Origin of the sequence: Sphingomonas sp. YR710, assembly GCF_900101455.1 — a bacterium.
Classification (GTDB): domain Bacteria; phylum Pseudomonadota; class Alphaproteobacteria; order Sphingomonadales; family Sphingomonadaceae; genus Rhizorhabdus.
The window spans coordinates 334,684-359,537 of sequence record NZ_FMZJ01000001.1; the positions used below are offsets into that span (position 1 = coordinate 334,684).

Sequence of the window (24,854 nt, forward strand, 5' to 3'; positions counted from 1 at the left end):
TAAAAGCGAAATGGTACTCATGACTACCGACACCGCCCGCCCGTCCACCGCCCAGTTCGTCAACATCGGAGAGCGGACCAACGTCACCGGATCGGCGGTGTTCAAGAAACTGATCATGGCCGGCGACTATACGAAGGCGGTCGAGGTCGCGCGCCAGCAGGTCGAAAACGGCGCGCAGATTATCGACGTCAACATGGACGAAGGCCTGCTCGATTCGCAGGAAGCGATGACGACCTTCCTCAAATTGATCTCGGCCGAACCTGATATCGCCCGCGTGCCGGTGATGGTCGACAGCTCGAAATGGTCGGTGATCGAGGCGGGGCTGAAATGCGTGTCCGGCAAGCCGATCGTCAATTCGATCAGTATGAAGGAAGGCGAGGCCGAATTCCTGAAATATGCGAAGAAGGTGATGGCCTATGGCGCCGCCGTCGTCGTGATGGCGTTCGATGAGGTCGGCCAGGCGGATACGCGTGAGCGCAAGGTCGAGATCTGCGCGCGCGCTTATGACCTGCTGACCGGCATCGGCTTCTCGCCCGAGGATATCATCTTCGATCCGAACATCTTCGCGGTTGCCACGGGCATCGACGAGCATCGCCGCTACGCGATCGATTTCATCGAGGCGACCCGCGACATCAAGGCGCGCTGCCCGCATTGCCACATCTCGGGCGGCGTTTCGAATTTGAGCTTCTCGTTCCGCGGCAACGAACCCGTCCGTCGGGCGATGCACAGCGTGTTCCTCTATCACGCCATCCAGGCGGGGATGGACATGGGCATTGTCAATGCCGGCCAGCTCGACGTCTATGACGCGATCGATCCCGAATTGCGCGAAGCCTGCGAGGATGTGATCTGGGATCGCCGCGATGACGCGACCGACCGGCTGATCACCCTGGCCGAGCGCTTCCGCGGCACCGATGCTGTCGCCGAAAAGGCCGCCGAGGAATGGCGCAGCTGGCCCGTCGCCCGGCGGCTCGAACATGCCTTGGTTAAGGGCATCGACGCTTTCGTCGTCGACGATACCGAGGAGGCTCGCCACCATTTCGCCCGCCCGATCGAGGTGATCGAAGGGCCGTTGATGGATGGCATGAACGTCGTCGGCGATCTGTTTGGATCGGGCAAGATGTTCCTGCCGCAGGTCGTCAAGTCGGCGCGCGTGATGAAGAAAGCGGTTGCGCATCTGCTGCCCTATATCGAGGCGCAGAAGGTGGCCGGCGATCGCCCCAAGGGCCGCATCATCATGGCGACCGTGAAGGGTGATGTCCACGATATCGGCAAGAACATCGTCGGCGTCGTCCTGCAATGCAACGGCTATGAGGTGATCGATCTCGGCGTGATGGTGCCGTGGACGACGATCCTGCAGTCGGCGAACGAGAATGATGTCGACATGATCGGCCTGTCCGGCCTGATCACGCCGTCGCTCGACGAGATGGTCACGGTCGCCGCCGAGATGAAGCGCGCGAAGATGACGATGCCTTTGCTGATCGGCGGCGCCACCACGTCGAAGGTCCACACGGCGTTGCGCATCGCCGTGGCCTATGACGGCCCGGTCGTCCATGTCCTCGATGCCAGCCGCGCGGTCGGCGTCGCCTCGACGCTGTTGTCGGATACGCAGCGCGACGAATTCGTGCTGAAGACGGCGGCCGATTATGAAGCCGTTCGCAAGGCCCGCGAGGGCAAGGGCCAGAACGAGTTGGCGTCGCTCGACGATGCGCGCGCTAACCATTTTCCGGCCAATTTCGATCAGAAGCCGCCGGCGCCGAAGCAGCCCGGCGTGCATGTCTTCGCCGATTGGCCGCTTGAGGATCTGCGCGACTATATCGACTGGACGCCGTTCTTTCGCGCCTGGGAATTGGCGGGCAACTACCCCGCGATCCTTACTGATCCGGTGGTCGGTGAAGCGGCGACTAACCTGTTCGCCGATGCCCAGGCGATGCTCGACAAGATCATCGCCGAGAAATGGCTGACGGCGAAGGGCGTTGCCGGGCTGTGGCCGTGCCACCGCGACGGCGACGATGTCGTCATCGAAATCGAAGGCCATGGCGAGGTCCGCCTTCCATTCCTGCGCCAGCAGATCAAGAAGCGCGAAGGCCGCCCCAACATGTGCCTCGCCGACTTTATCTCGCCCGGAGACGACTGGATCGGCGGCTTCGCGGTGACGGCAGGGCACGGCATCGAGAAGCACCTCGCCCGGTTCAAGGCCGAGACCGACGATTATCAGGACATCCTGCTGAAGGCGCTGGCCGATCGGCTGGCCGAGGCATTTGCCGAGCGGCTGCATTTGCACATCCGCACCACATTATGGGGCTATGCTGAGGGAGAACAACTCACCAACGAGGCCTTGGTCCGTGAACAATATCGCGGCATCCGCCCGGCACCCGGCTATCCGGCCTGCCCCGATCACAGCCTCAAGCCGATCCTGTTCGATCTGCTGAACGCTACCGACGCGACCGGTATCACCCTTACCGAGAATTTCGCGATGCTGCCGACCGCGGCGGTATCGGGCTTCTATTTCGGGCACCCCGACAGCAGCTATTTCGGTGTCGCCCGCATCGGCCGCGACCAGCTCGAAGACTATGCGGTGCGCCGCGACGTCGATCTCGACACCGCCGAACGCTGGTTGCGTCCCAATCTGGATTGAGCGAAATCTTCATCTTCGCGGGGGTAACACTTCACCGTCATGCCAACTCGCGATCACCGCGGTTAGGTCAAGGAATTATGCGGTTTTGAATGGCACAAGGCGTCCTGTCCTCAACCGTCATTCCCGCGGAAGCGGGAACCCACGGTTACGGCACGCTGGAAGCGGCAGGTGCTGCAGTCCATGGGTCCCCGCTTTCGCGAGGATGATGATGAAGGGGAGGTCGGCGCTAAAATTGTCGAGGGTTGCATGAGCAAGACGATGAAGCAGCTCCTCGCCCTGTCGGCCCTGCTGCTCGCCGCGCCGGCCGCGGCCGCGCCGTACACCGTCGAGGCCACGCATCAGGGCTATGATCGGCTCGTCGACGCGGTGATGGCGATCGGCGACGGGCGCGGGACCATCCTGATCGCGCCCGGCGTCTATCATGACTGTACGATCCAGACCGAAGGCTGGGTCATCTACAAGGCCATACAGCCGGGCACGGCAGTGTTCGACAGTACGGTTTGCGAGGGCAAGGCCGTGCTCGTGCTGCGCGGCCGCGGTGCGGAGGTCGACGGGATCGTTTTTCGCCGCCTGCATGTCGACGATGGCAACGGCGCCGGCATTCGTGCCGAGCGCGGCTTCCTTACGGTTCGGCGCAGCGCCTTCCGTGACTCCGAAGAAGGCATATTGGGCAATGACGACGACTCCGCCGATATACGGGTGGAGGGCTCGACTTTTTCCGGCCTCGGGCGCTGCGATCGGGGGCTAGCCTGTGCCCATTCGATCTATATCGGCCATTATCGATCGGTAACGGTGCTGCGCAGCCGCTTCGAACGCGGCCGCGGCGGCCATTATGTGAAGAGCCGCAGCCCGACGATCGAAGTCAGCGATTGCAGCTTCGATGACGTGCAGGGGCACACCACCAACTATATGATCGATCTGCCCGCAGGCGCGACCGGCACGATCCGTCGCACCGTCTTCGTGCAGGGTGCCGATAAGGAAAACCATTCGGCGATCGTTGCGGTCGCGGCCGAAGGGCCCAACAACCCCTCGACCGGCCTTCAGGTTATCGACAACGTCGCGCACCAGGTGCCGGGCATCACTTGGCCGACCGCGCTCGTCGCGGATTTCAGCCACTCGCAGATGGTCGTCGAACACAATATCCTCGGCCTGCGCATCACGTCCTATCAGGGCGCCGATTCGGGTCAGGGCGCGGGGCTCAAGGGCAAGGCGCGCTATTATCTATCGAAGGTGAAGGCGAAGCTGCTGGGGTGACGAGCCTGGGTAGGTCCGGACGGTAGTCCGCGGTCGTTCCCACCCCGCCCTGCTCTCGGATCAGCAGCGTGGCTTTGCCTCCATTCCTTCATGCGTGATCACGGCCCGGCGCTTGCCCCAATAGGTCGCATCGATCGCGATTCGTATCGGCGATCCCGGGCGCGTATAATCCTCCTGTTCGCCCTTGAGGCACGAGTGCCAGCCTTGGCGTTTCAGCGCGTCGCTAATCGCGAGCAAGGCGCCCTGATCGCTGCCGTGCCACAAGGTCAGATGATCGAAACCGCCGCTGCCATCGCCACCGGCCAGATCTACCGCCGCCTCATAGGGGCCGGCGCCCACCAGCATCACGCCCTCCCGGCGGCACCGCATGGTGATCGTGTCCTCGATGCAACCGGCGAAGCCTGCCGCCCGGGCATCGGCAAGGCTGCCAGCGATCGGCAGGCCCTCGAACGCGCGTGTCGGCGGGGGATGAAGATCGGCTCGGCAGCCGACAAGCACCAGAAGAGCCAGCAATGCCGGGCTGCGCGTCATCGCGTGAGCAATAGAGGGGGGCACGATTCGGTCAACCCGGCCTAAACCCTGGGCCGTCGTTCCAGCGAAGGCAGGAACCCCTCCCGGTCGCAGATCTTGAAACAGGCCTCGGAGGGATCCCAGCCTGCGCTGGGATGACGAAAAGGTCCGGTGGAGAGGATTGCTACCGTCCGCAATTCGCACCCAAATCGAGGCACTTCCCATCCACCTTTGGTGTCTGCACCTTCACCAGCGCCGCGAGCGTCGGCGCGATGTCGACCGTTTCGGCGGGGGCCGGGCGGCTCTCACCCGGCGCACCCGGCCACCAGAAGAGGATCGGCACCTGCCGGTCATGATCCCACGGCGATCCGTGCCCGGCGACATAATCGGTGGGCCCGCGCGGCACGCCGAACGATGTGCGCGGGCCGAAGGCCACCGCGATGTCGCCCGATCGCTCGGGATCGTAGCTTTCGTTGAAACGCTGGGCGATCGTCAGCGTGTCGGCCGGCGTGCCGGGAGCGACCGTCGCCGCCTCCACCTGCGCGCGGGTGAGGACCTCGCGAACTTCGGGCCGTGCCTTCAGCCATGCGACCGCGGCGTCCTGCACCTTCGCCGCCAGCGCGGCATCAGCACCGACATTGATCACGATCTGCTGCGGATCGCCGCTCTCGATCGGATCATAAGCGAGATCGAGCTGCTGCTTCAGCGCCTTGTTGAGATCGCTGACCAACGCCCCGCCGTCGAGTCGGCTCGCCTGCGGATCATGGTCATGCTCGCGCTCGGCGGCGTCGGTCGATCCATGGTCGGCGGTCAGCACGACCACGAACGGGACGCCAAGCCCCTTCAGGTGCTCGACGAAGCGGCCGAGCCCTTCGTCGAGCGCGGCCATCTGCACGCACATCTCGGCGCCGCCATTGCCATAGCGGTGCCCAACATAATCGGTTGCCGACAGGCTGACCGCGAGCAGATCGGTGCCCGGCCCCTTGCCGAGCTGGTTCTGGTCAAGCACCTGCGTCGCGAAGGCGAGGATCAATTTGTCGAACAATGGCGATGCGCGCAGCTGATCCTGGAATTCGGCCGTGGCGGCGAAGCCGGGCGCATCCTCGACATGCAGCGTGGCGTCGGGCGGCACCTTGCCCGAAATGTCGGCCTTGCCGAAGCGATAGGGCTTTTGCAGTGCGGCGCATGCCGCCGAAGGCGCCGGCCATATCACCGGCGCCTTGGCGGCCCAGTCGGCAAACAGCTTCGCATCGAACGCTTTGGCGGGCTGGGTCACTTCGGGGCCAGCCGCACCGGCGAAGGACGAGGTGCGGAACCCTTCCTTGTCGGCCCACCAATAGGTGCCGTTGCTCATATGACCCGCCATGGTGATCGCGGCGCGGTCCTTGCCCGAGACCGCGAACACGCGATCGGCGGGCACGGCCTTCTTCATCCAGTCGCCCAAAGTCGTCGCGCGCAAATTCTGCGGGCCGCGCGCCTGCGGATCGGCATTCAGCCCGGCCGAGACGCAATAGACGTTCGATCCGGTCTTCTTGTCGAACCAGCTGTTCGCGACGATGCCGGTGCCGCTCGGGTGGCGGCCGGTCAGGATCGTCGAATGGCCGGGGCAGGTCTCGGTCGCGGCGTGGCTCTGATAGCCGACCGGGTAGGCGATGCCGCTGCCTATCGTCTTGAGGCCGCCGGTGAAGCCGGCGCGGTAGCGATTGTAGAGTTCGGCCGAAAATTGATCGACGGAGATCGCGACGATCAGTTTCGGCTCGGGCGGTGCCGCTGTGACGGGCGCGGCGAGCGCGGCGGCGAGAAGGAGGCTGAGCTTGTTCATGGCGATGGATTGCCCTCCGGCGATGTCAGCATGATGACGGTCATTTCGCGACCCAGACCCTTTTGCCCCCGATCCAGGTTTCCTCCGGCCGCGCCGCGCGGATGTCGGCGGTGCCGGCGGTGAAGATGTCGCGATCGAGCAGCAGGAAATCGGCCATATGGCCCGGCGTCAGGCTGCCGATCCGATCCTCGGCAAAGCCCGCATAAGCCGCCGTCGCAGTGAAGGCGCGGAAGGCTTGCGTGAGGTCGATCTTCTGCGCCGGCATCCAGCCGCCCGCAGGTTGCCCGGCCGCATCCTCGCGGCTGATCGCCGCGGCGAGCGCAGGGAAGGGGTTCGGGCTTTCGACCGGATAGTCCGATCCGAACGCCAAGGGCGCCTTGTTGTCGAGCATCGACTTCCATGCATAGGCTCCGGCCAGCCGTTGCGGGCCCAGCCGCGCCTCTGCCATCAGCCGGTCCGATGTCTGGTGAACCGGCTGCATCGAGGCGACGATGCCATGTTTCGCGAAACGCGGCAGGTCTGCGGGATCGATGATCTGGGCATGTTCGATCCGCCAGCGCCGATCGCCCTTATAGGTGTCCGAAAGTTCGTCGATCGCATCCATCAGCTGCGCGTTGGCGGCATCGCCGATCGCGTGCACCGCGACCTGAAACCCGTCCATCGCCGCGCGGCTCATCAGGTTGCGCAATTTCGCATCGTCGAGGAATTGCAGCCCGCGCTGGCCCGGGGCATCGGCATAAGGCGCCTTGAGCCAGGCGCCGCGCGACCCGAGCGCGCCGTCGGCATAAAGCTTCATGCCGATCATCCGCAGATGGCCGTCATATAGCCACGGCGTCGGCCCGGTGCCGGCGATCGACAGCAACGGTTCGAGCCCGCGTGCATAGGCTGTGATCCGCACCCGCAACCGGCCCGCGTCGCCGGCGCGGCGCATCACCTGCCAGTCGTCGACCGAGGTGCCCATGTCGTCGGTCGCGGTGATCCCGAAGCCGAGCAATATTTCCTGCGCCTTGGCGAGCTGCGCATCGCGATCGCGCGGCAGCGAGGGGGGCACGGCCGCGCGGATCAGCGTCTGCGCGGCATCGATGAACACGCCGGTCGGATTCCCTTTCGCATCGCGCTCGATTCGCCCGCCCGCGGGATCTTTGGTCTTGGTTGTGATCCCGGCGGCGGCCATCGCCGCGCTGTTGGCGAGCACCGCATGGCCGTCGATCCGCGACAGCACCACCGGCCGCCCCGCCGTAAGCGAATCGATGTCGCTCGCCGTCGGATAGCGCCCGAGTTTCCAGCGCTCCTGATTCCAGCCGCCGCCGCCGATCCACACCGGGGTCGGCCGCTCCCGCGCATAACGCGCGAGCAGCGCCTGCGCTTCGGCGAGGCTGTTCGTGCCTGACAGGTCGAGCGAAAGCGCCACCGCGCCGAGCTCCATCACATGGCCGTGGGCATCGATCAGGCCGGGGATCAGCGTTCGGCCCTTGGCGTCGAGCTTGAAATCGAGTTTTTCGGGGCGCTTGTCGGTCCGATCGAGCAGCTTCGCGACCTTGCCATAGTCGTCGATGACGAGGCCGTTGAAGCGGATCAGCTCGCCTTTGGCGCCGATCGTATAGCCATTGGCGTTGTCGATCAGCCCGTCGGCGAGGGCCGGGGAGGCGAGAGACAAGACGGCGGCTAAAAGCGCTCCCCACCCCCAAACGTCATCCCCGCGAAGGCGGGGACCCATATCTTCGGAAGCTCGAACCTCTTGCGGTTCAGAGCCTATGGGTCCCCGCCTTCGCGGGAATGGCGAAGAAAGGAAGGGTAGGCGTGTCCCGGCCCACCTCACTTCGGCAATCGCCGTACCAAAGCCGACGTATCCTGCCGCCCGCCGCCCATATGCTGGATGTCGGCATAGAATTGATCGACCAGGGCCGTCACCGGCAATGTCGCGCCGTTCGAGCGGGCCTCGTCGAGGGCCAGCCCCAGATCCTTGCGCATCCAGTCGACCGCGAAGCCGAAATCGAAACTGTCGTCGGACATCGACTTCCAGCGGTTGAGCATCTGCCAGCTCGCCGCGGCGCCGCCGGAAATCGCTTCAAACACCTTGTCGAGATCGAGATCGGATGACTGGGCGAAGCGCAATGCCTCCGATACGCCTTGCAACGCGCCGGCGATACAGATCTGGTTGCACATCTTGGTGGTCTGCCCGGCGCCCGGTGGGCCGACATGGACGATTCGCGATGCATAGGCCTTGAGATAGGGTTCGGCCGCCGCCATCGCCTTCGGCGAACCGCCGCACATGATCGAGAGCGTGCCATTTTCGGCGCCGGCTTGTCCGCCGGACACCGGGGCATCGACTACCAGCAATCCGCGATCGCGCCCTTCGACCGCCAGCTGCCGGGCGATCCGCGCCGATACCGTCGTATGATCGACGTACACAGCGCCCTTCTTCATCGTCCGGAACACGCCGTCATTGCGCAGCGTCACCGCTTCGAGATCGCCATCGGCGCCGACGCAGGAAAAAACCGCATCGGCATCTTCGCCTGCGGCGGCCGGCGTGGCGACTGCCCGCCCGCCATATTGTGCCACCCAGGCGTCGGCGCGCTCGCGCGTGCGGTTATAGACGGTGACGTCATGGCCAGCCTTGGCCAGATGTCGTGCGATCGGGGCGCCCATGACGCCCAGCCCCAGAAAACTTACCTTTGCCATCAGCGTGGCATAAGCAGCTTTTTTCGGACGCGCCAGCCGCCTCGTGCAGGTTCGTGACAATGGGTACAACTACAGGTTCACCTACGCGGCCCTATCGTCTATGGCGGCGCCACTATGGCAAGCCTTCCGATAAATGCAGACGTAATCAGCGTCCCCGTCACCATCGATGATGTCCGCGCCGCGCATCAGCGCGTCGCCCCCTCGATCGTGCGGACGCCGATTATGCGGAGCCGGACCCTGTCCGAGCTCACCGGCGCGAATGTCTGGTTGAAATTCGAAAATCTCCAGTTCACCGCCGCCTACAAAGAACGCGGCGCGCTCAACAAATTGATGCTGTTGAGCGACGAGGCGAAGGCGCGTGGCGTGATAGCGGCGTCGGCGGGCAATCATGCGCAGGGCCTGGCCTATCATGGCGCGCGGATGGGCATTCCCGTGACGATCGTGATGCCGAAACCCACCCCGACGGTGAAGGTCCAGCAGACCGAGGGCCACGGCGCCCGTGTGATTCTGACGGGCGAGCGATTCGACGATGCGCAGGCGGCGGCGCTTCTGCTTGCCGCCGAGGAGAATCTCACCTTCGTTCATCCGTTTGACGATGTCGATGTGATCGCCGGACAGGGTACCGTCGCGCTCGAAATGCTCCAGGATGTGCCCGAACTCGATACGTTGGTCGTGCCGATCGGCGGCGGCGGGCTGATCTCCGGCTCGGCGGTGGTTGCGCGTGCGCAAACGAACCGGGTCGACGTGATCGGCGTCCAGGCTGAACTTTATCCGTCGATGTATGCCAAGATCAACGGCCTCGACCTGCCCTGCGAAGGCGATACGCTGGCCGAGGGCATCGCCGTCAAGCATCCGGGGGCGATCACGTCGGAAATCGTCCGTCAGATCGTCGACGATATCGTTCTGGTGTCCGAACGCGATCTCGAACAATCGGTTGCGATGCTGCTCCAGATCGAAAAGACCGTTGCGGAGGGGGCCGGCGCGGCCGGGCTCGCGGCTTTGCTGGCGCACCCCGAACGGTTCCGCGGCCGCAATGTCGGGATCATCCTGTGCGGCGGCAATATCGATCCGCGCCTGCTCGCCAACGTGCTGCTGCGCGATCTCGCCCGTTCTGGCCGGCTCGCGCGGTTGCGGATCCGTCTGCAGGATCGGCCGGGCGCCTTGTTCAACGTCGCGCGGATATTCGACGAACAGCAGGTGAATATCATCGAGATCTCGCACCAGCGCATCTTTACGACTTTGCCGGCCAAGGGACTGATCACCGATATCGAATGCGAGACTCGCGATCGCGCGCATCTGCAACGGCTCGTCGATGCATTGACCGCACATGGCTATGAAGTTGCGCCCGTCGAGCTTGCCTGATGAACGAGGTCTAAACGCCCCGCAAATTTTGATGGTTAACGCTCTTTTCAATATGCTTGGTGCACGGCATAGTTGTGACAGTTCAATGGCTGTCCACTTTTGTTTGGGGAGGGAAGGGCTGAATGACTGCGCAGTTCCGTTTCCCACGGTTCTTTGTCACTACGCCCGGACCATGCCCTTATCTGCCGGGCAAGACCGAACGTAAGGTTTTTACCGAACTGGCCGGCCCGAATGCGAACGAACTCAACGATGCGCTGGGCCGCATCGGATTCCGCCGCAGTCAGGGCGTGGCCTATCGTCCGAGCTGCGTCGATTGCCAGGCCTGCGTGTCGGTGCGGGTGGTGGCGAAGGAATTCCGCCCCAATGCCAGCCAGCGCAAGCTGATCAAGCGGCATTCGGATCTGGTCGTCAACGCGTGCAAGCCGTGGACCACCGAGGAACAGTTCGCCTTGCTGCGCCGCTATCTGAAGGCGCGCCATCCGGGCGGCGGCATGGCCGAGATGGACGAACTCGATTTCGCCGACATGGTCGAACAGACGCCGATTCGCACCCAGGTGGTCGAATATCGCGAGCCATCGGAGGATGGCCGTCCGGGGCGGCTGGTCGGCGCCTGCCTGACCGATCAGCAGGCGGATGGCCTGTCGATGGTGTACAGCTTTTTCGAAACCGAAGATCCGGCGCGCTCCGGGCTGGGTACCTTCATCATCCTCGATCATATCCGCCATGCGGCGGAGACGGGCCTGTCTTTTGTCTATCTCGGCTATTGGGTCGAAGGATCGGCGCGGATGCAGTACAAGACCCGCTTCCAGCCGCTCGAACGGCTGTCGGCCGGCGGCTGGCGCCGCTTCGAAGGACCGGCCGAGACCGCGCGGGTCGAGCCGGGCCCATTCGCGCAGAAGCTGCCGACGATAATTTGAATAATAATTCCTCCCCCGCCAGGGGGAGCGCGCGAGCTTTGGCTTGCCCCCGGCAAGCCGAGATTGTGTCCGGGGGACACGATCTCGCTCGCACGCGCCGAAGGCGACGGAGGGGGCGGACAGCAACCAGTTATCGGTGGAGGTCAGCCGGCTCCTTCCCCTTCGAGCCGCACCGCCGCCCGCCCCGTCAGCCTGCAGCGGGGGAGGAGTTTTCCTACCGCGCCATTACCCGCCACACGCGGTTGCCGACATCGTCGGTCACCAGCAGCCCGCCCTTGCTGTCGATCGCCACGCTCACCGGCCGGCCCTGTGCGTGCTCGTCTGCGGACAGGAAGCCGGTCAGCACGTCGATCGGCTTGCCCGCCGGATGGCCCTTCGCAAACGGCACATAGACCAATTTATACCCCGACAGCGGGCGCCGGTTCCACGACCCATGTTCGGCAATGAAGGCGCCCGATGCGAAATTCTTGCCCAGCGCCGCGCCTTTGGCGAAGCTCAGCCCCAGCGCCGCAACATGCGGCCCCAGCGCATAATCCGGCCGGATCACATAGCTTTGTAGATCGTCGGTGGGCTCCGGCACGCGCTTGTCGATATAGCCGCCCCAATAATACCAGGGCCAGCCATAGAAGCCGCCGAACTGCACCTGCGTCAGATAATCGGGCACCAGATCGGAGCCGATCATGTCGCGCTCGTTGACGGTGGTCCACAGCTCGCCGCTCTCGGGCTCATAAGCGAGGCCATAAGGGTTGCGCAGGCCATAAGCGTAGATGCGGTCGCTGCCGTCCTTCAGGTTGACCTCCCAGATCGCAGCGCGCTTCTGCTCGATATCGAGGCCGTCGTCGGCGATATTGGTCGCGGATCCGACGCCGACATAGATGAACTTGCCATCGGGGGAGGCGACGATGTTGCGTGCCCAATGATTGCGCCCGCCGGGCAGCTTGACGACCAGCTTCGGCTTGTCGGTGATCGTCGTCATGCCGGGTGTGAACCGCACGCTGACCAGCGCATCGGTATCGCCGATATAAAGTTTGTCGCCCACCAGCGCCATACCGCTCGGCGAATGCAGACCGGTGAGCAGGATCGTCCGCATGTCGGCGCGGCCATCGCCATTGGTATCGCGCAGCAGGGTGATTCGATCGGCGGACGGCGTACCGGCGCCGGCAATGCTCATCATATAGTTCATGACATGGCCGGTGATCCCGCCGCCGCCATTGTTCGCGTCGCGCCGCGGCGAATTGCTCTCCGCCACCAGCACGTCGCCATTGGGTAGAACATAGAGGCCGCGCGGATGATCGAGCCCGTCGGCGAACAGGCCGACGGCGAGCCCCGCCGCCGGCTTCGGCGTCGCATTGCCGTGCCATCCGATCGCCCTCGCGATCTTCAATGTCGGTATCAGGCCGGCATTCGGCGTGGCCATCACGGGTTTCGGGCCGACGACGTCGCTTATCGGCAATGTCGCGGCCTCGCGGTTGAGCAGGAGGAAAGCGGCGATCAGGATGGCGATCACGGCCAGTGCGGCGAGGATGAGTTTCTTCTTCATGGTCGTCGTCCTGCCGGGCCTTTGGCCTTGTGCCGCCGGGTTCGGATGCGATGTAATCATGCCGCCAACGCCCGGCAAGGCGCGTTGCTCCCGCCCGGCTTCGCAGCTCTGGCCTTCGCACCCGCCGGCGCGCTACACCATGTTCGAAAGAGGGCTGCGTATCACGCACGCCCGCGATCAGGAGGGCGGTCATGGGCAGGCGGCGGCTGGAGCTTTGGGGGGCGATGGCGGGCATGCTGTCACTTGGCGGCTGTGGCGGTGGCGGCGGCAGCAGCGGCGTCGCGTCGACTCCGGCGGCTCCGGTGTCGCCGGTGACGCCGGTCGTGCCCACGCTCAACGATGGCGAATATAAGGCGTCGAACAGCGCGGTCGCCGCCAACGCAATCAACGCCTATAATGCCGGCGCGACCGGCCAGGGCCGCAAGATCGCGGTCATCGACAGCGGCCTTTCCGATCCGCTCGGCGAATTTTCCGGGCGGATCGACGCTGCGAGCCGCGGCTTCGCCGGTAATACCAGCTTTGTCGATCCCGATGGCCACGGGACTTCGGTGGCGGCGGTAGCCGCGGCCGGCCGCAATGGCAGCGGGATCGAAGGCGTGGCCTATGGTGCGACGGTGATGGCGCTCCGCTCCGATACGATCGGCAGCTGCGGCACCACCGACGGCTGCTCGTTCAACACCGGAACGCTGGCCACCGCGCTCGATTATGCGGTCGCCAATGGCGCCACGGTAGTCAATCTGTCGCTGGGCGGCGATTCGCCGGCGCCGATCGCGCTGCGCGATGCCATATCGCGGGCAACGAATGCGGGCGTGATCATCGTCATGTCGGCGGGAAATGTCGGCAGCGCCGATCCCGAGATCTTCGCGCAGGTGGCGGGCGACAGTACGGTCTCGCACGGGCTGGTGGTGATCGCCGGCGCGCATGATGCGAGTTATGCGAGCGCCACCTTCTCGAACAAGGCCGGGATCGACGCGAATGTCTATCTGGCCGCGCTCGGCGTCCAGGTGCGTTCGTTCGACAATGCTGGCCAGGCCGCACTCTATTCCGGCACATCTTACGCGGCGCCCGCGATCGCGGCCGCGGTTGCCGTCCTGCGGAGCGCCTTTCCGAACCTCACGGCGGCACAGACGATCAGCCTGCTCTATAGCTCGGCCACAGATGCCGGGACCGCGGGCATCGATCCGATCTTCGGGCGCGGCATATTGAACCTCACCAAGGCGTTCCAGCCGGCCGGCACGGCCAGCCTTGCCGGATCGACCATCCCGATATCGCTGACATCGAACGCGACACTGAGCGCGGCGATGGGCGATACCGCCGTTACCGCCACGTCGCTGGGCAAGGCGATCTTCCTCGATGGCTATGGCCGGGCTTATGCGCTGTCGCTCGCGAACACGATCGGCCGGCGCGCGGCGGCCCGGCCATTGTTCCAGGCGATCGGTGCCGATATCCGGCAGACCGGCGGTGATTTGGGTGCGGTCTCGGTGTCGCTGACGGTCCGCCACAATGCTTTCGCCGGCCTGCCGTGGATGGGGATGGCGCAGGCGCAGATCGAGGGCCCCGAGGGGCGAACCATGGCGGGATCGATCGTCGCGCGTGTCGATCGTCACACATTGGCCGCCTTTGGCTTCGGCACCGGCGCGGCGACGCTTGCGCGCAATGTTGGCCAGATAACGAACGAAGTCGGCTTTCTGATCGCGCAGCGCCCAGGCGATACGCCCGGCTTCGATGCGCAGCGCGGCGGCGCGATCGCGGTCGCGCACGATCTTGGCCGCTTCACCCTGACGGTCTCGGCCGAGCAGGGGCGGCTCGCGCCGCTCAGGTCCGGCGAGTTGAACCCGCCGGCTTACGCGACGATCGCTGCCGGTCTCGGCCGACAGGTTGGCCCACTGCATCTTACGATGGGCGCCGGTATGATGCGTGAGGCCGGCAGCGTGCTGGGCAGCCGTTTCGGCGCGGCCTTCGGCGATCGCGGTGCCGAAACCAGGATCGCCGATCTCGATGCCGGCCTGGCGCTCGGGCACGGCTGGCAGGCGGGCCTGGCATGGCGGCACGGCTGGACGATGGTTCCGCGATCGGGGCTGATGTCGGCCGACGCCACGCTCGCGAGCAGCGCCTGGTCATTCGATCTCACACATGTCGCGGCCGGTGCCCATTTCGGCATCCGGATCGCGCAGCCGCTTCGGGTGGCGGCGGGCGGTCTGCCGCTCGCCGTGCCGGTCGGCTATGATTATGCGGGTGGCGCTGTCACCTTCGCCGATCGCCGGCTGAACCTCGCCCCGAACGGTCGGGAACGCACGATCGAGGCGGTCTGGGGCCGCCGCGTCGGCGCCGGCTGGATCGACACCAGCGCCTTCGTGCGCACCGAGCCCGCCAACATCGCCACCGCCGCGCCCGATGCCGGCGCGGTGCTGCGTTACACGACACGGTGGTGAAGCAGTGCCGGCCCCTACTTCTCCGATATGAACGGCAGCGCTCCACCGCCGGCCATATAGGTCGGCAGCGCGCCGTTCCATTTCTCGATCGCGCGTTGCTTCAGGATCGCCGGGTTGGCGCGTAGCGCATCACCCTCGATCTGCGATGCGCGCGCCTTGCCCTCGGCCTGCGCGATCAGCGCGTCGGCATTGGCCTTCACTGTCGCCACGTTCGCCTGCGCCGCCAGCGCCGCCTGCTCGTTTGCCAGCTTGGTGTTGATCTGGCTCAGCACCTGTTCGGGCACGCGAATATTCGACGCCCAGTAAAGCTGCTCGACATGCAGCCCGAACGGCTCGAAATAGTGCTGCACGTCGCGCAGTGCGTTGCCGATCAGCATGGCCTTCTTCGGCCCGTAAATCTCCTCGACACCGAAGGTTGATGCCTGCTCGACCAGCGCGTTGCGAACCGCATTACGCAACGGCCCCGCGACGATCCCGGCCATGTCGGTGCGATATTTCTGGAACAGCACCGGCGCATGCACGGGATCGACCCGATAGGCGACCGACACGTCGGCCGACAGGTTGAGCCCGTTGCGATCCTGGAACGCGAAGCTTTCGTCGACATTGGCCTGTTCGGTCGTGCTCGATGTCCATGCATAAGTTGACGTGTAGATCGGATATTCGAAGATGCTGGTGCCCACTGGCGTGAAATACCAGCCGACCCCGAGCGCATCGTCCGAAACGCCGGCGCTGCTGCCGAAATTGCTCACCTTGATGCCGACATGGCCCGGCTCGACCCGGCTGCACGATGTCAGCGGCACGACCACCATCAGCGGAACGATGACGAGCGGCGCGATCATATATTTGTTCAGATTAGTCATGGGTCTGGTCCGAAATCAGAAGTTGGAATTCGCGCGTCAGCATCGCGCCGGATACGAAGCCGGTGACGATCGCGACGATCGCGAGCATGGCCGCGCCAAGATTGGCGAGGTCGCTATGCAGGTTGAAAAGCGTCGGGATGACGAACAGAAAGCACGCCAGCTCCGCACAGAGCAGCGCGCAACATCGCAGCCCGAAGCTCACGAGCCACAAATCCAGCGATTTCATGGTGTAGATTGGCCTCATACGCCCGAATTGCCGGGCGCGCAGCGCATCGATTGACGCGCCGGGCCTATATACTATGACCGAAATGAAAAGTTTCGCGAAATCGGAAGGCGTTATCGAACTTTATTTTTGCATTATCGCGAATGATACGCATTCATTTTGGCGGTTTTTGCGCCGCAACATGTCAAGCCGCTACCGGCTGCATGTATGCTGCCGAATCACACTAAAGGTTGCGATGACCTTCTTTGCCTTTCTCCCGCTTGCGGGAGAAAGGCTTAGTCGGCGCATATCCGAACACGCCCGAGCCCCCGAGGAATGAGGGATCTTATCGCCGCCTCTCCCGATCCCGCATCACCCCGGCAGGAGCCCGCTAATCTCCCGACTCTTCATCCCTGCCACTGCCGCCGCAATATCGCCTGCTGCCAGCGCTGCCGCGGCCTCGGCCACTGCCGTCATCGCATGATTGTACAGCGACGCCCCGATGCTCACCCGCCGGACGCCGACCTCGGCCAGCGTCGCCAGCGGCACCGGCCCGCTCGCCGGCCCCACCACGACATTGACCGGCTTGGGCGCAACCGCACGCACCACCGCGCGGATCGCATCCATATCGGGCAGTCCCGGCGCGAACAGCACGTCGGCGCCCGCCTCGGCAAAGGCGATCAGCCGCCTGATCGTGTCGTCGAGATCGGGGCTTTTATGCAGATAATTGTCGGTACGGCCGGTCAGCAATATCCGCCCCTTCGCCGCCCGCGCGGCGGCCCGCACCCGCGCGACGGCATCGTCGAAATCGTGGATCGGCCGCGCGGGATCGGCGGTGCTGTCCTCGATGCCAAGCCCCGCCAGCCCGCCGGCGATCGCCGCCTCCACCGTCGCCACGCAATCATCCGGCGACGGCCCGAACCCGTCCTCCAGATCGCCATTGACGGGCAGGCCGGTCAGCGATCCGATCAGCGTGCCGTTGCCGACGGCCTCGGCGCGGCTGACGGCATGCGCGCAATCCTGCCGGCCCAGCCCGAATGCGATCGCCGCCGAACTCGTCGCCAGCGCCTCGAACCCGGCCCGCTTGAGCAGTACAGCGGATGCTTCGTCCCAGACATTGGGCATGACGAAGATCGACGGCCGCTCGTGCAGCGCGCGAAAGCGGGCATAAGCTTCGGACTGGCTGGTCATGGCGAGGCGACTCCGGTGCGGGATGGTCGTCCATTTTAGCATGGCAGCGGCGCGAGGCGAGGGAGAGGGGTGCGATTTTGCGGATTGTGGCTTTGGCGGCGGCCGCCGCCGCTTGTAAATGGCGCGGAAACATGACCATGACGCCAGAGAGCGAATGACGATCGCCAACCGGGCATCGCGGCGAGCAACCAGCAGACAGGACTTCTTCATGTGTGAACTGCCGACGGCGCGCAGCCCTGTCGCGCGCGCGATCTGATGGGAATGACCGAAGCGCAGAGCGCCGCGGATTCGAACCGGGTCCACATCGTCGATCTCGCGGACATCCCCGGCGGCGGCTATTTGACGCTGCTCCAGTGGCGCGACACATTTTCGATCGAGTTCGGCACTGAAGAATTGATGGGCAGTTGCGTCCGCCATTCCGAGGAAGCCCTGGCCGATCTCGCATGCGCCCGCCTGGACAATCCGCAGGCCTCTATCCTCATCGGCGGTTTGGGCATGGGGTTCACGCTGCGCGCGGCTCTGGCGGCGCTGCCGGCGGGCGCGAGCATAGTCGTCGCCGAACTGGTTCCGAAGATCGTGGAGTGGGCACGCGGCCCGCTGGCGCATCTGTTCGGCGATTCTCTGAACGATCCTCGCCTGTCGCTCGAGATTGTCGACGTCCATGACGTGATTGACCGCGAAGTCGCGCGTTTCGATGCGATCCTGCTCGATGTCGACAACGGCCCCGATGGCCTGATCCAACTGGCTAACGACCGGCTCTACTGCAACTGGGGGCTGCGCGCCGCCCACTCCGCGCTTCGGCCGGGCGGCATCCTCGCCATATGGTCGGCTTATGCGGACGAGGCATTCGCCGACCGTCTCAAAGCCGCGGGGTTCGCCGTCGATGAAGTCACGATGCCGGCCAACGACCGCGAAGACTCCCGAGACAACACGATCTGGTTCGCGACCCGCCTGGATTGATGCGCGTGCGCGCGGCTGAATAATGGCACTGCCCTTGCTGCCGGCGCATAGCCCATTCGCCATTGGTCGCGGGCTGCTTACCGATTGTTAAGCGCTAAGGGTGTAGGATCGCAGTTGATCCGAGAGGCGCCCGGCTTTCATGGCAAAGATTCGCGTACTCATTATCGATGATTCGCTCGTGATTCGCGGCATGCTGACCAGCATCTTCGAACGCGATGACCAGATTCGGGTCGCCGGCGTAGCCGCCAGTGCGGGCGAAGCGGATGAAATTCTTGCAAAAAAGCCGGTCGATGTCGTCACGCTCGATATTACCATGCCGGGGATGGACGGGTTCGAATATCTGCCCTCGCTGGTCCGCCGCCACCTGCCGACCGTCATCGTTTCAAGCGCGACGTCGCCAGGGTCGCCAGAATCCGAAATGGCCAGCGCGCGCGGGGCGTTCGCATCGTTCCATAAAGAGCATTTGATTCGCGATGCTCGCTACTTCCTTCAATGCGTGAAGGACGCGGCGGAGCAGGAGCGTAAGACTCCCAGGCCGTTAGGTCGCGATCCTCCGGCCATCGATCCGGTTCGCGAAGGGCCGGCCACGGCCACCGAACAACTGATTGCGGAACATGGTGATGGCCTGACAATATTCATTGCCGAGCGCATCGCCCAGGCGACGGTTGGCAACGATTCAGCGGGCCTGGCGCGATGGCAGAGCCTGAGCCGCAAGCTCGAAGCCATACTGAACGCCCGGAAATTTCCGCCTCAAACAGTTTGACGGGCCACACCAGAACCAGGGCGATGCCCCGCAGTGCTGGTGCAATCAGCCCGCGGATATGAGCCGGATCAGGACCGATCACACTCGACGATCGCCCCGTGCACCTCATATCCCTGAATGGGCACGCACCAGCCAACCTGCGGCCGTGACACCAGCCGGATTCCCGGGACGCGCAGCAGGGCATCGATGAAAATGCGCGTTTCATACAGCGCAACCTGTGCTCCGGGGCAGCGATGCGGACCATCGCCAAAGCTCATCCAGCTGCCCGCCATCTTTTGTCGCGCGGATCGGCCCGGCTCGGCTGCGAACGGGCAGTCGCCGGTCACATGATCGTCGGTGTTCGCTGCGCGCAAATCTATGCCATAGAGTTCGCCGGCCTTGATCTGTCCGCCATCGCTTGTGGAAATATCCTTCGTCGCCCTGCGGTACACAAACGAAGTGACCGGCTCGAGCCGAAGTATTTCCTCCAATATGGCAAATTGCTGCGCCTCATCGCCCTGGAGGAATTGCTCCCGTAGCGATTCATTCTCGAACATGTGCAGGGCGACCATGGCGATGAATTCGCGCGTGGTCAGCATGCCGGCGGTCGCATAGGTCAGGCATTCGATCAGAAGGCCCTTGTCGGTGTAACCCAGTTCCAGGCAGTGCGAGATGATATCATCCTTGGGATGCTTGCGCCGGGCTCGTGCCGCGCGCTGCACATCGAACAGGTTGAACATCATATGGCGGTAGAGGGTGTTCGCCTTGAACAGGAGGCCGGCAAGTCCGCTCCTGTTCTTCACGCCCTGCAACAGGAAGATGTGGCGTAACCGCTCGGAAAGCTTGGCGGGAGCGCTCTCGGTCAGGCCAATGATTTCGGCGGTTACGTCGCAGGCAAGCCGCATGCTCAAAATGTCGATCTGGCCGCGTCCTGCGGCCCGCAATTCGGCGATAAGTTCGGCGGTGGTAGCTTCCATGACCCGGTGATGGCGGTCGCGGATCGCCTTCGGCGTGAAAAAGCGGGCGAGCTGGCCACGCCGGGTCTTGTGCAATTCGCCATCCAGAAAGAAGACCGACACCTGATCGGGATTCGTCAAATCCATATCTTCGGCTGCGGTGCCGGCCTGGCGCATGCCCGGGCTGCGCAATATCTCCCGCGCAAGGCCGAAATCTGACACCATTTTGGCCCCCTTTTTCGGCTGCATGGCGCGCGCGGCGACGACAGCGGACTTGCGATCGTCGCGCGCACGCTGAACGGGACAGATGGGGGTTGGTTCATTCACCTGACGGCGTCCTTAAACTGGCTCGGCCTCGGCATAAGTCGGAATGTCGCCCAGCTTCTTCATATATTGCCGGAGCTCATTGTAAGGCGCGTGTATCTTGCGCAACGTCCGGACAGGGCCGCCGCCTTCGACATAATGGCGGCTGTGCTGGATCGACATATTATCCCAGATCACGAGATCCCGGGTGCGCCAGTGATGCTCGATGATGCATTCGGGTTTGTAAATATGCGCGAACAATGTGTCGAGCAGCGCATCGCTTTCGCTCTTCGGAAGCCCGATAATCTCGCGCGTCTGCTGTTCGCAAACGTACAGCATGGTTTCGCCGGTGCGTGGATGCTTCATGGCGATCGGCGTAACTGTTTCGTGTGATCGCGCCCAATCGGGCTGGATCAGTTCAGCCTCATATGTGGTGCGTCCCCGCCCCTGCTGGCCGCTTTCGTGGCGGGCACTGAGCCCCTTGACGCGCTCCTTAATGTCTTCGGGAAGCACCTTCCAGGAATGGACGGTATTGACGAAGGTCGTCGGGGCTGCGCCCGGCTCGACCTCGACGCCGTAAAGCGACGGCGTCTGGAAGGGCATTTCAGACCAGTGCATGTCGATATGGTAAAGGAGGCGTCCATAAGGCGCGCCGCCTTCTTCTTCCTTGTTGGAAATATAGCCGAAGCCGTCAGTGTTGATGCCGTTAAGCTTCGACATGTCTCCGCCATAATGCAGGGTTTCGATCACCCTGTGCTGGGTCGCGACATCGACATCGACATCGCGGAAGACAAGAACACCGGTCTGGTCAAATGCCTGGCACATCTGCCGCCAGGCATCGGTGCTGATATCGCCCATGAGATCGATACCCTGGACCTCGGAACCCACGGTCGGGCTGATTTTGCGAATGTGAAGTTGCGTCATAGCCTCATTCCTCGCCCAGGCATCGCGCCCAGGCCTTGATGTTAGGTTGGATCGATTAGGCCGCCATGGCCGGTTGCCGGGCGATCGCCTCGCCAACCGTGTGCGAGAAGCTGACCGCCGGCAGTTCCTCCCGTGCCACCGGGGTGCCCATTTCCTCGACCGTCGGGCCGACCCGGTCCGCGATTTTCTGCAGCATGTCGAGATCGAAGCCATAGAGTTTCGCTGCGTTGAGCGACGTCATCGCGCGCACTTCCGCTTCCGGCAGGTCGTGGAACAGCAACCGCACGGCAAGGTTGTTATGCGGGAAGCTGCCTTCGTGGTGCGGATAGTCACTGCCCCACATGATCCGGTCGATGCCCAGCGTGTGGCGCACATCCAGATCCTTGCGCACCAGAAGCGACGGGGCGATGTGCATGTTATTGTGCCAATGTTCGGACGGCAACTTGGCCATGCCTTCCACCGCGCGGTGGTAAAGCGGATAGGCGATCGTGCCCTTCTGCCGCCCCATGATCACCGATCCGTCAAGACGCTTCAACTCATCGGGAATCCAGGCACAGCCGGTTTCGGTAATGACGAATTGCAGATCCGGGAAGCGCTCGAAAACGCCGCCTATCATCAGGTGCGGAAGCGTCCGCTGAATGAACTGCGCGGTTTCATAGACCCCAATCGCCACTGCGGCAGGCCCGGTCAGCTCGGTTTCCGGCGGACCGACGCTCGCCGCATGGCGATGGACCGGCATCCCATAATCGCTGCAAGCCTTCCAGAACGGATCGAGGCGGCGTTCATAGAGGTTCACGATCGAAAGCTGGTGGTCCGAGGGGACGAGGATTCCCGCAAGCCCCTGCTCCTTCGCCCATTTCACTTCGGCGATGGCATCGTCGAGATCGTTGAGAAACACTTGCGCAAGACCGGCGCGGCGCCCCGGAGCCTTCTTGCAGAAATCCACCAGCCACCGATTGTGCGCCTGCACGCCCGCCCACAACAAGCGATAGTCCGCAGCATTGGTGGGGGAGGGGGCGGTCACCGCGCCCGAGGGATAGAATGGCGGAACCGTGTTGGGGTAAATGACTTCGGCCACCGTGCCCTGGCCTTCCAGGATCGTGACGCGCTCCTCGCTCTCCCAATTATACGGGGACGAAGCTGATGAAACGCCGATGCGCAGCCCTTCGTCGTCGGTGTCGGCCAGTTCCTTGTCGAAATCGGCCCAGGGATCATGGAAGTCCTTCGCCCAAGTTTCGAACTCGCCGTGGAATTCGCCGGCGAGATAAGGCTTGTAATCACGAATGCTGGCACCGGCATGGCCGTCGGCGTTAATCAGAACATAATTGCGGGATTTCGATGGGGCGCTATCCATAATTCTATCCTCCAGGCAGAACGGGCGGCGGAAAATCGGAACGCCGGGCCGGCGATCCGCAATCCTTCGCACCAGTTTGACGGGGCTCTCCTCCCCGCTTGAAACATAGTATGTGCTATATTTTCCTCCCCAAAATTGACGCCGGTCAAAATTGCGGAACCCGATTTCTTGTAGGCTGCGTCCAAGCTGGCTGAGGAGCCAAGTGCGCCCGATCAGCGGCGGATGCTCCGAAGCCGTGATTGGAGGATTGCAGTATGACACATCTGGAAGTGCGGGATCTTTCCCCGGAATTTGGCGCCGAAATCATTGGTTTCGACCCGAAGGCGCCGCTGGACGACGCCACCCGCGACGAACTGCGTCACCTGTTCGACACCAGGCGCCTGCTGCTGTTCCGTAATATGGACCTTTCGCACGAAGAGCAGGCACGGATCTGCACCATGCTTATTCGCAAGGGTGAGGCCGAGACCATCGAAGCGATGGGATCGCGCGAATCGTTCATCTCGAACAAGCTTGACGATGGGGTCGCGCCGTTCGGCCGCCTGCAATTCCATGGCGATACGATGTGGGCGGACAATCCTTATCAGGTGCTTTCGCTATATGGCGCCGACGTTGGCAACCCCGTGGCGCCGACCACCTTCGTCGACGCAGTTAGCGCGTGGAAAACCTTGCCCGACGATCTGCGCCGGCGCGCCGAGGGCCATGAAGTACTGCAGACCGCCGGTGCCGTGCGGCGCGGCGACATGTCCAGCGTGCTGCTTACCGAAGTCGAAAATCCGCCGAGCACGGTTACCCGGATCAATTACACACATCCGCGCACTGGTGAGACCGTTCTGCACATCTGCGAACAGATGACGAAGAACGTGCTGGGCATGCCGGAAGCAGAAAGCGAAGAATTGCTCACCAGCTTGTTCAAGCACCTTTACCGCGCCGATCGCCAGCTCGAACACAACTGGCGCAAAGGCGACTTTGTGGTGTTCGATAATATCGCGCTCCAGCATTCGCGCGGTCGGGTCACGAAGGAGGGGCCGGCGCGAACCCTGCGGAAGGTGGCCAGCCCCATGCCCAGGCTGCGCCCCGATCAGATGCCCCGGTGGAAAGCGGAGGCGGCATAAGCCGTCCCTGATCGTGCGGTAGCTCGAGCGTGCCGACCCCGGCACGTTCGAGGAGAGGAGCGAGAAAATGAAGGTGATTGAAATCGATTCGGAACTTCTGCGTGAATATGCAGAGGCGTCCATCCACGCCGGAACCGAAGCGTGGACGCATATGGAGGCCGAATTCGTCGGTAACGTCGATGGTCTGATGAAGACTTTGGTCAGCAAGGAGCCGCTGGCCTATACGATCGTCCCGGAGATATTTCCCGACGGCAGTGTCAAGTCACCGATCAGCAGCACATTCAAGGGGGTCCGCGAATGTTACGTCTTCGTACGCGGGCGCAGTGACCTGCTGAATGTCGAGTTGGTGAACGAGATCCGCGGCGGATGGTATGATTTCCAGGTTGGCGTCAATACCGGTCGTGTCAGAGGTCAGGACAAGATCACAAACAGCGTCACGATCGGTATCTTTCCCGTTTCCAAGGGCAAGGGCATTACCGGGGAACTGGTGTGGGTGATGACGCCGCGTGAAAGGCTGGGCACCGGCCCCGCCCCGACCGAGCCCGCGCTTGAAGGCTTCGCCGGGCGCCGCCAATTGCTGACTTTGCACAAGCAGTTCCTCGATGGCTATCGCGCCAACGACGTCGAGGCTGTGCTCGAAACGATGAACGACGGCATTCAGGCGAATATCCGCAACTATGTCAACGATACGGGCACGCTGATCGGTATCGAGAGCAAGAGCGACTACCGGGCCTATCTGAAGGAATTCTTCGCCAGATTCGAAGTGCTGAAGGTCGATCATCTGCAGCGGCTGACCGAGGACTGGTACCTGTTTGCCGAATCGCGGTTCGAACTGCGCGAGCGGAGCGGGCAGGGGCGAGAATTCGGAATACATACGGCCGAATTCTTTGTTCCGGCAAAGGATAACCGTATCATCGTGCAGACCGGGCATGGAACCGATCTACCGTGATCGGGGCATCGACCTGAAACATCGACACCTGATCGATTTCGGCCGGGTGGGAGGGCGTCCTGAACCTCGGTGACAGTCCACTGAATTGCCGTTCCCCGGCGGTTCCGGCTCGCGCGTTGCAGAGCACCGGATCGGGAACCGCCTAAA

20 protein-coding genes are annotated in these 24,854 nt (G+C 63.5%); 9 read left to right on the forward strand and 11 right to left on the reverse strand.

Annotated features, from left to right (window positions below):
• Positions 1-19: 19 nt before the first annotated feature.
• Together metH and BLS13_RS01625 are read left to right on the forward strand one after the other, a co-directional pair.
• A complete protein-coding gene (metH, locus tag BLS13_RS01620; RefSeq protein ID WP_093449259.1) occupies positions 20-2,635 on the forward strand; it encodes a methionine synthase in 2,616 nt (871 codons plus the stop codon).
• Positions 2,636-2,881: 246 nt separating this feature from the next.
• Positions 2,882-3,889 carry a right-handed parallel beta-helix repeat-containing protein gene (locus tag BLS13_RS01625; RefSeq protein WP_093449260.1) on the forward strand — a complete coding sequence of 336 codons (1,008 nt, stop codon included), beginning with the start codon at positions 2,882-2,884 and terminating at the stop codon, positions 3,887-3,889.
• A gap of 60 nt (positions 3,890-3,949) precedes the next feature.
• On the opposite strand, the gene BLS13_RS01630 is transcribed toward BLS13_RS01625, so the two are convergent.
• From BLS13_RS01630 to BLS13_RS01645, 4 genes are all read right to left on the reverse strand, one after another.
• Positions 3,950-4,420, reverse strand: coding sequence for a hypothetical protein (locus BLS13_RS01630; protein ID WP_093449262.1), 471 nt, complete (start codon positions 4,418-4,420; stop codon positions 3,950-3,952).
• Between the two features lie 163 nt (positions 4,421-4,583).
• Positions 4,584-6,221 (reverse strand): alkaline phosphatase family protein, encoded by a 1,638-nt coding sequence (locus BLS13_RS01635; RefSeq protein ID WP_093449263.1) that lies wholly within the window; start codon positions 6,219-6,221, stop codon positions 4,584-4,586.
• Between the two features lie 40 nt (positions 6,222-6,261).
• Entirely contained in the window at positions 6,262-7,938 is a 1,677-nt protein-coding gene (locus tag BLS13_RS01640; RefSeq protein WP_093449265.1) for an amidohydrolase, read from the reverse strand.
• A 98-nt stretch (positions 7,939-8,036) separates the two neighbouring features.
• The gene (locus BLS13_RS01645) at positions 8,037-8,903 is read right to left on the reverse strand and encodes an NAD(P)-dependent oxidoreductase (RefSeq protein ID WP_093449266.1); all 867 of its coding nucleotides are present in this window, start codon (positions 8,901-8,903) and stop codon (positions 8,037-8,039) included.
• A 114-nt stretch (positions 8,904-9,017) separates the two neighbouring features.
• On the opposite strand from BLS13_RS01645, the gene BLS13_RS01650 reads away from it, so the two are divergent.
• Together BLS13_RS01650 and BLS13_RS01655 are read left to right on the forward strand one after the other, a co-directional pair.
• On the forward strand, positions 9,018-10,265 hold the full coding sequence (locus BLS13_RS01650; RefSeq protein WP_093449268.1) for a threonine ammonia-lyase: 1,248 nt from the start codon (positions 9,018-9,020) through the stop codon (positions 10,263-10,265).
• Between the two features lie 122 nt (positions 10,266-10,387).
• Positions 10,388-11,182 carry an arginyltransferase gene (locus BLS13_RS01655; RefSeq protein ID WP_093449269.1) on the forward strand — a complete coding sequence of 265 codons (795 nt, stop codon included), beginning with the start codon at positions 10,388-10,390 and terminating at the stop codon, positions 11,180-11,182.
• 214 nt (positions 11,183-11,396) lie between these two features.
• On the opposite strand, the gene BLS13_RS01660 is transcribed toward BLS13_RS01655, so the two are convergent.
• Positions 11,397-12,722: a PQQ-dependent sugar dehydrogenase gene (locus BLS13_RS01660; protein WP_093449271.1), complete on the reverse strand. Its 1,326-nt coding sequence runs from the start codon at positions 12,720-12,722 to the stop codon at positions 11,397-11,399.
• Between the two features lie 191 nt (positions 12,723-12,913).
• Here BLS13_RS01660 and BLS13_RS01665 point away from each other — a divergent pair, with 191 nt between their 5' ends.
• Entirely contained in the window at positions 12,914-15,154 is a 2,241-nt protein-coding gene (locus tag BLS13_RS01665) for a S8 family peptidase (RefSeq protein WP_093449272.1), read from the forward strand.
• A 14-nt stretch (positions 15,155-15,168) separates the two neighbouring features.
• Here BLS13_RS01665 and BLS13_RS01670 read toward each other — a convergent pair whose 3' ends face one another.
• From BLS13_RS01670 to BLS13_RS01685, 3 genes are all read right to left on the reverse strand, one after another.
• The gene (locus BLS13_RS01670) at positions 15,169-16,014 is read right to left on the reverse strand and encodes an SPFH domain-containing protein (RefSeq protein WP_093449274.1); all 846 of its coding nucleotides are present in this window, start codon (positions 16,012-16,014) and stop codon (positions 15,169-15,171) included.
• Positions 16,007-16,240: a hypothetical protein gene (locus tag BLS13_RS01675; RefSeq protein ID WP_093449276.1), complete on the reverse strand. Its 234-nt coding sequence runs from the start codon at positions 16,238-16,240 to the stop codon at positions 16,007-16,009. The genes BLS13_RS01670 and BLS13_RS01675 overlap by 8 nt, the downstream gene beginning before the upstream one ends.
• A gap of 348 nt (positions 16,241-16,588) precedes the next feature.
• A complete protein-coding gene (locus BLS13_RS01685) occupies positions 16,589-17,407 on the reverse strand; it encodes an isocitrate lyase/PEP mutase family protein (protein WP_093449279.1) in 819 nt (272 codons plus the stop codon).
• A gap of 261 nt (positions 17,408-17,668) precedes the next feature.
• Between BLS13_RS01685 and BLS13_RS01690 the strand changes: the two genes are divergently transcribed.
• Positions 17,669-18,367 (forward strand): spermine/spermidine synthase domain-containing protein, encoded by a 699-nt coding sequence (locus BLS13_RS01690; RefSeq protein WP_093449521.1) that lies wholly within the window; start codon positions 17,669-17,671, stop codon positions 18,365-18,367.
• 139 nt (positions 18,368-18,506) lie between these two features.
• On the forward strand, positions 18,507-19,130 hold the full coding sequence (locus BLS13_RS01695; protein ID WP_093449280.1) for a response regulator: 624 nt from the start codon (positions 18,507-18,509) through the stop codon (positions 19,128-19,130).
• Positions 19,131-19,198: 68 nt separating this feature from the next.
• Here BLS13_RS01695 and BLS13_RS01700 read toward each other — a convergent pair whose 3' ends face one another.
• The 3 genes from BLS13_RS01700 to BLS13_RS01710 form a co-directional block, all read right to left on the reverse strand.
• A complete protein-coding gene (locus tag BLS13_RS01700; protein WP_256325654.1) occupies positions 19,199-20,290 on the reverse strand; it encodes a cytochrome P450 in 1,092 nt (363 codons plus the stop codon).
• Positions 20,291-20,404: 114 nt separating this feature from the next.
• A complete protein-coding gene (locus BLS13_RS01705; protein ID WP_176943386.1) occupies positions 20,405-21,292 on the reverse strand; it encodes a TauD/TfdA dioxygenase family protein in 888 nt (295 codons plus the stop codon).
• A gap of 55 nt (positions 21,293-21,347) precedes the next feature.
• The gene (locus BLS13_RS01710) at positions 21,348-22,646 is read right to left on the reverse strand and encodes an amidohydrolase family protein (protein ID WP_093449285.1); all 1,299 of its coding nucleotides are present in this window, start codon (positions 22,644-22,646) and stop codon (positions 21,348-21,350) included.
• A 254-nt stretch (positions 22,647-22,900) separates the two neighbouring features.
• Here BLS13_RS01710 and BLS13_RS01715 point away from each other — a divergent pair, with 254 nt between their 5' ends.
• Both BLS13_RS01715 and BLS13_RS01720 read left to right on the forward strand, forming a co-directional pair.
• Complete coding sequence (locus tag BLS13_RS01715) at positions 22,901-23,758, forward strand: TauD/TfdA dioxygenase family protein (protein ID WP_093449287.1); 858 nt, start codon at positions 22,901-22,903, stop codon at positions 23,756-23,758.
• Between the two features lie 67 nt (positions 23,759-23,825).
• Positions 23,826-24,707: a nuclear transport factor 2 family protein gene (locus tag BLS13_RS01720; RefSeq protein WP_093449288.1), complete on the forward strand. Its 882-nt coding sequence runs from the start codon at positions 23,826-23,828 to the stop codon at positions 24,705-24,707.
• Positions 24,708-24,854: the final 147 nt, after the last annotated feature.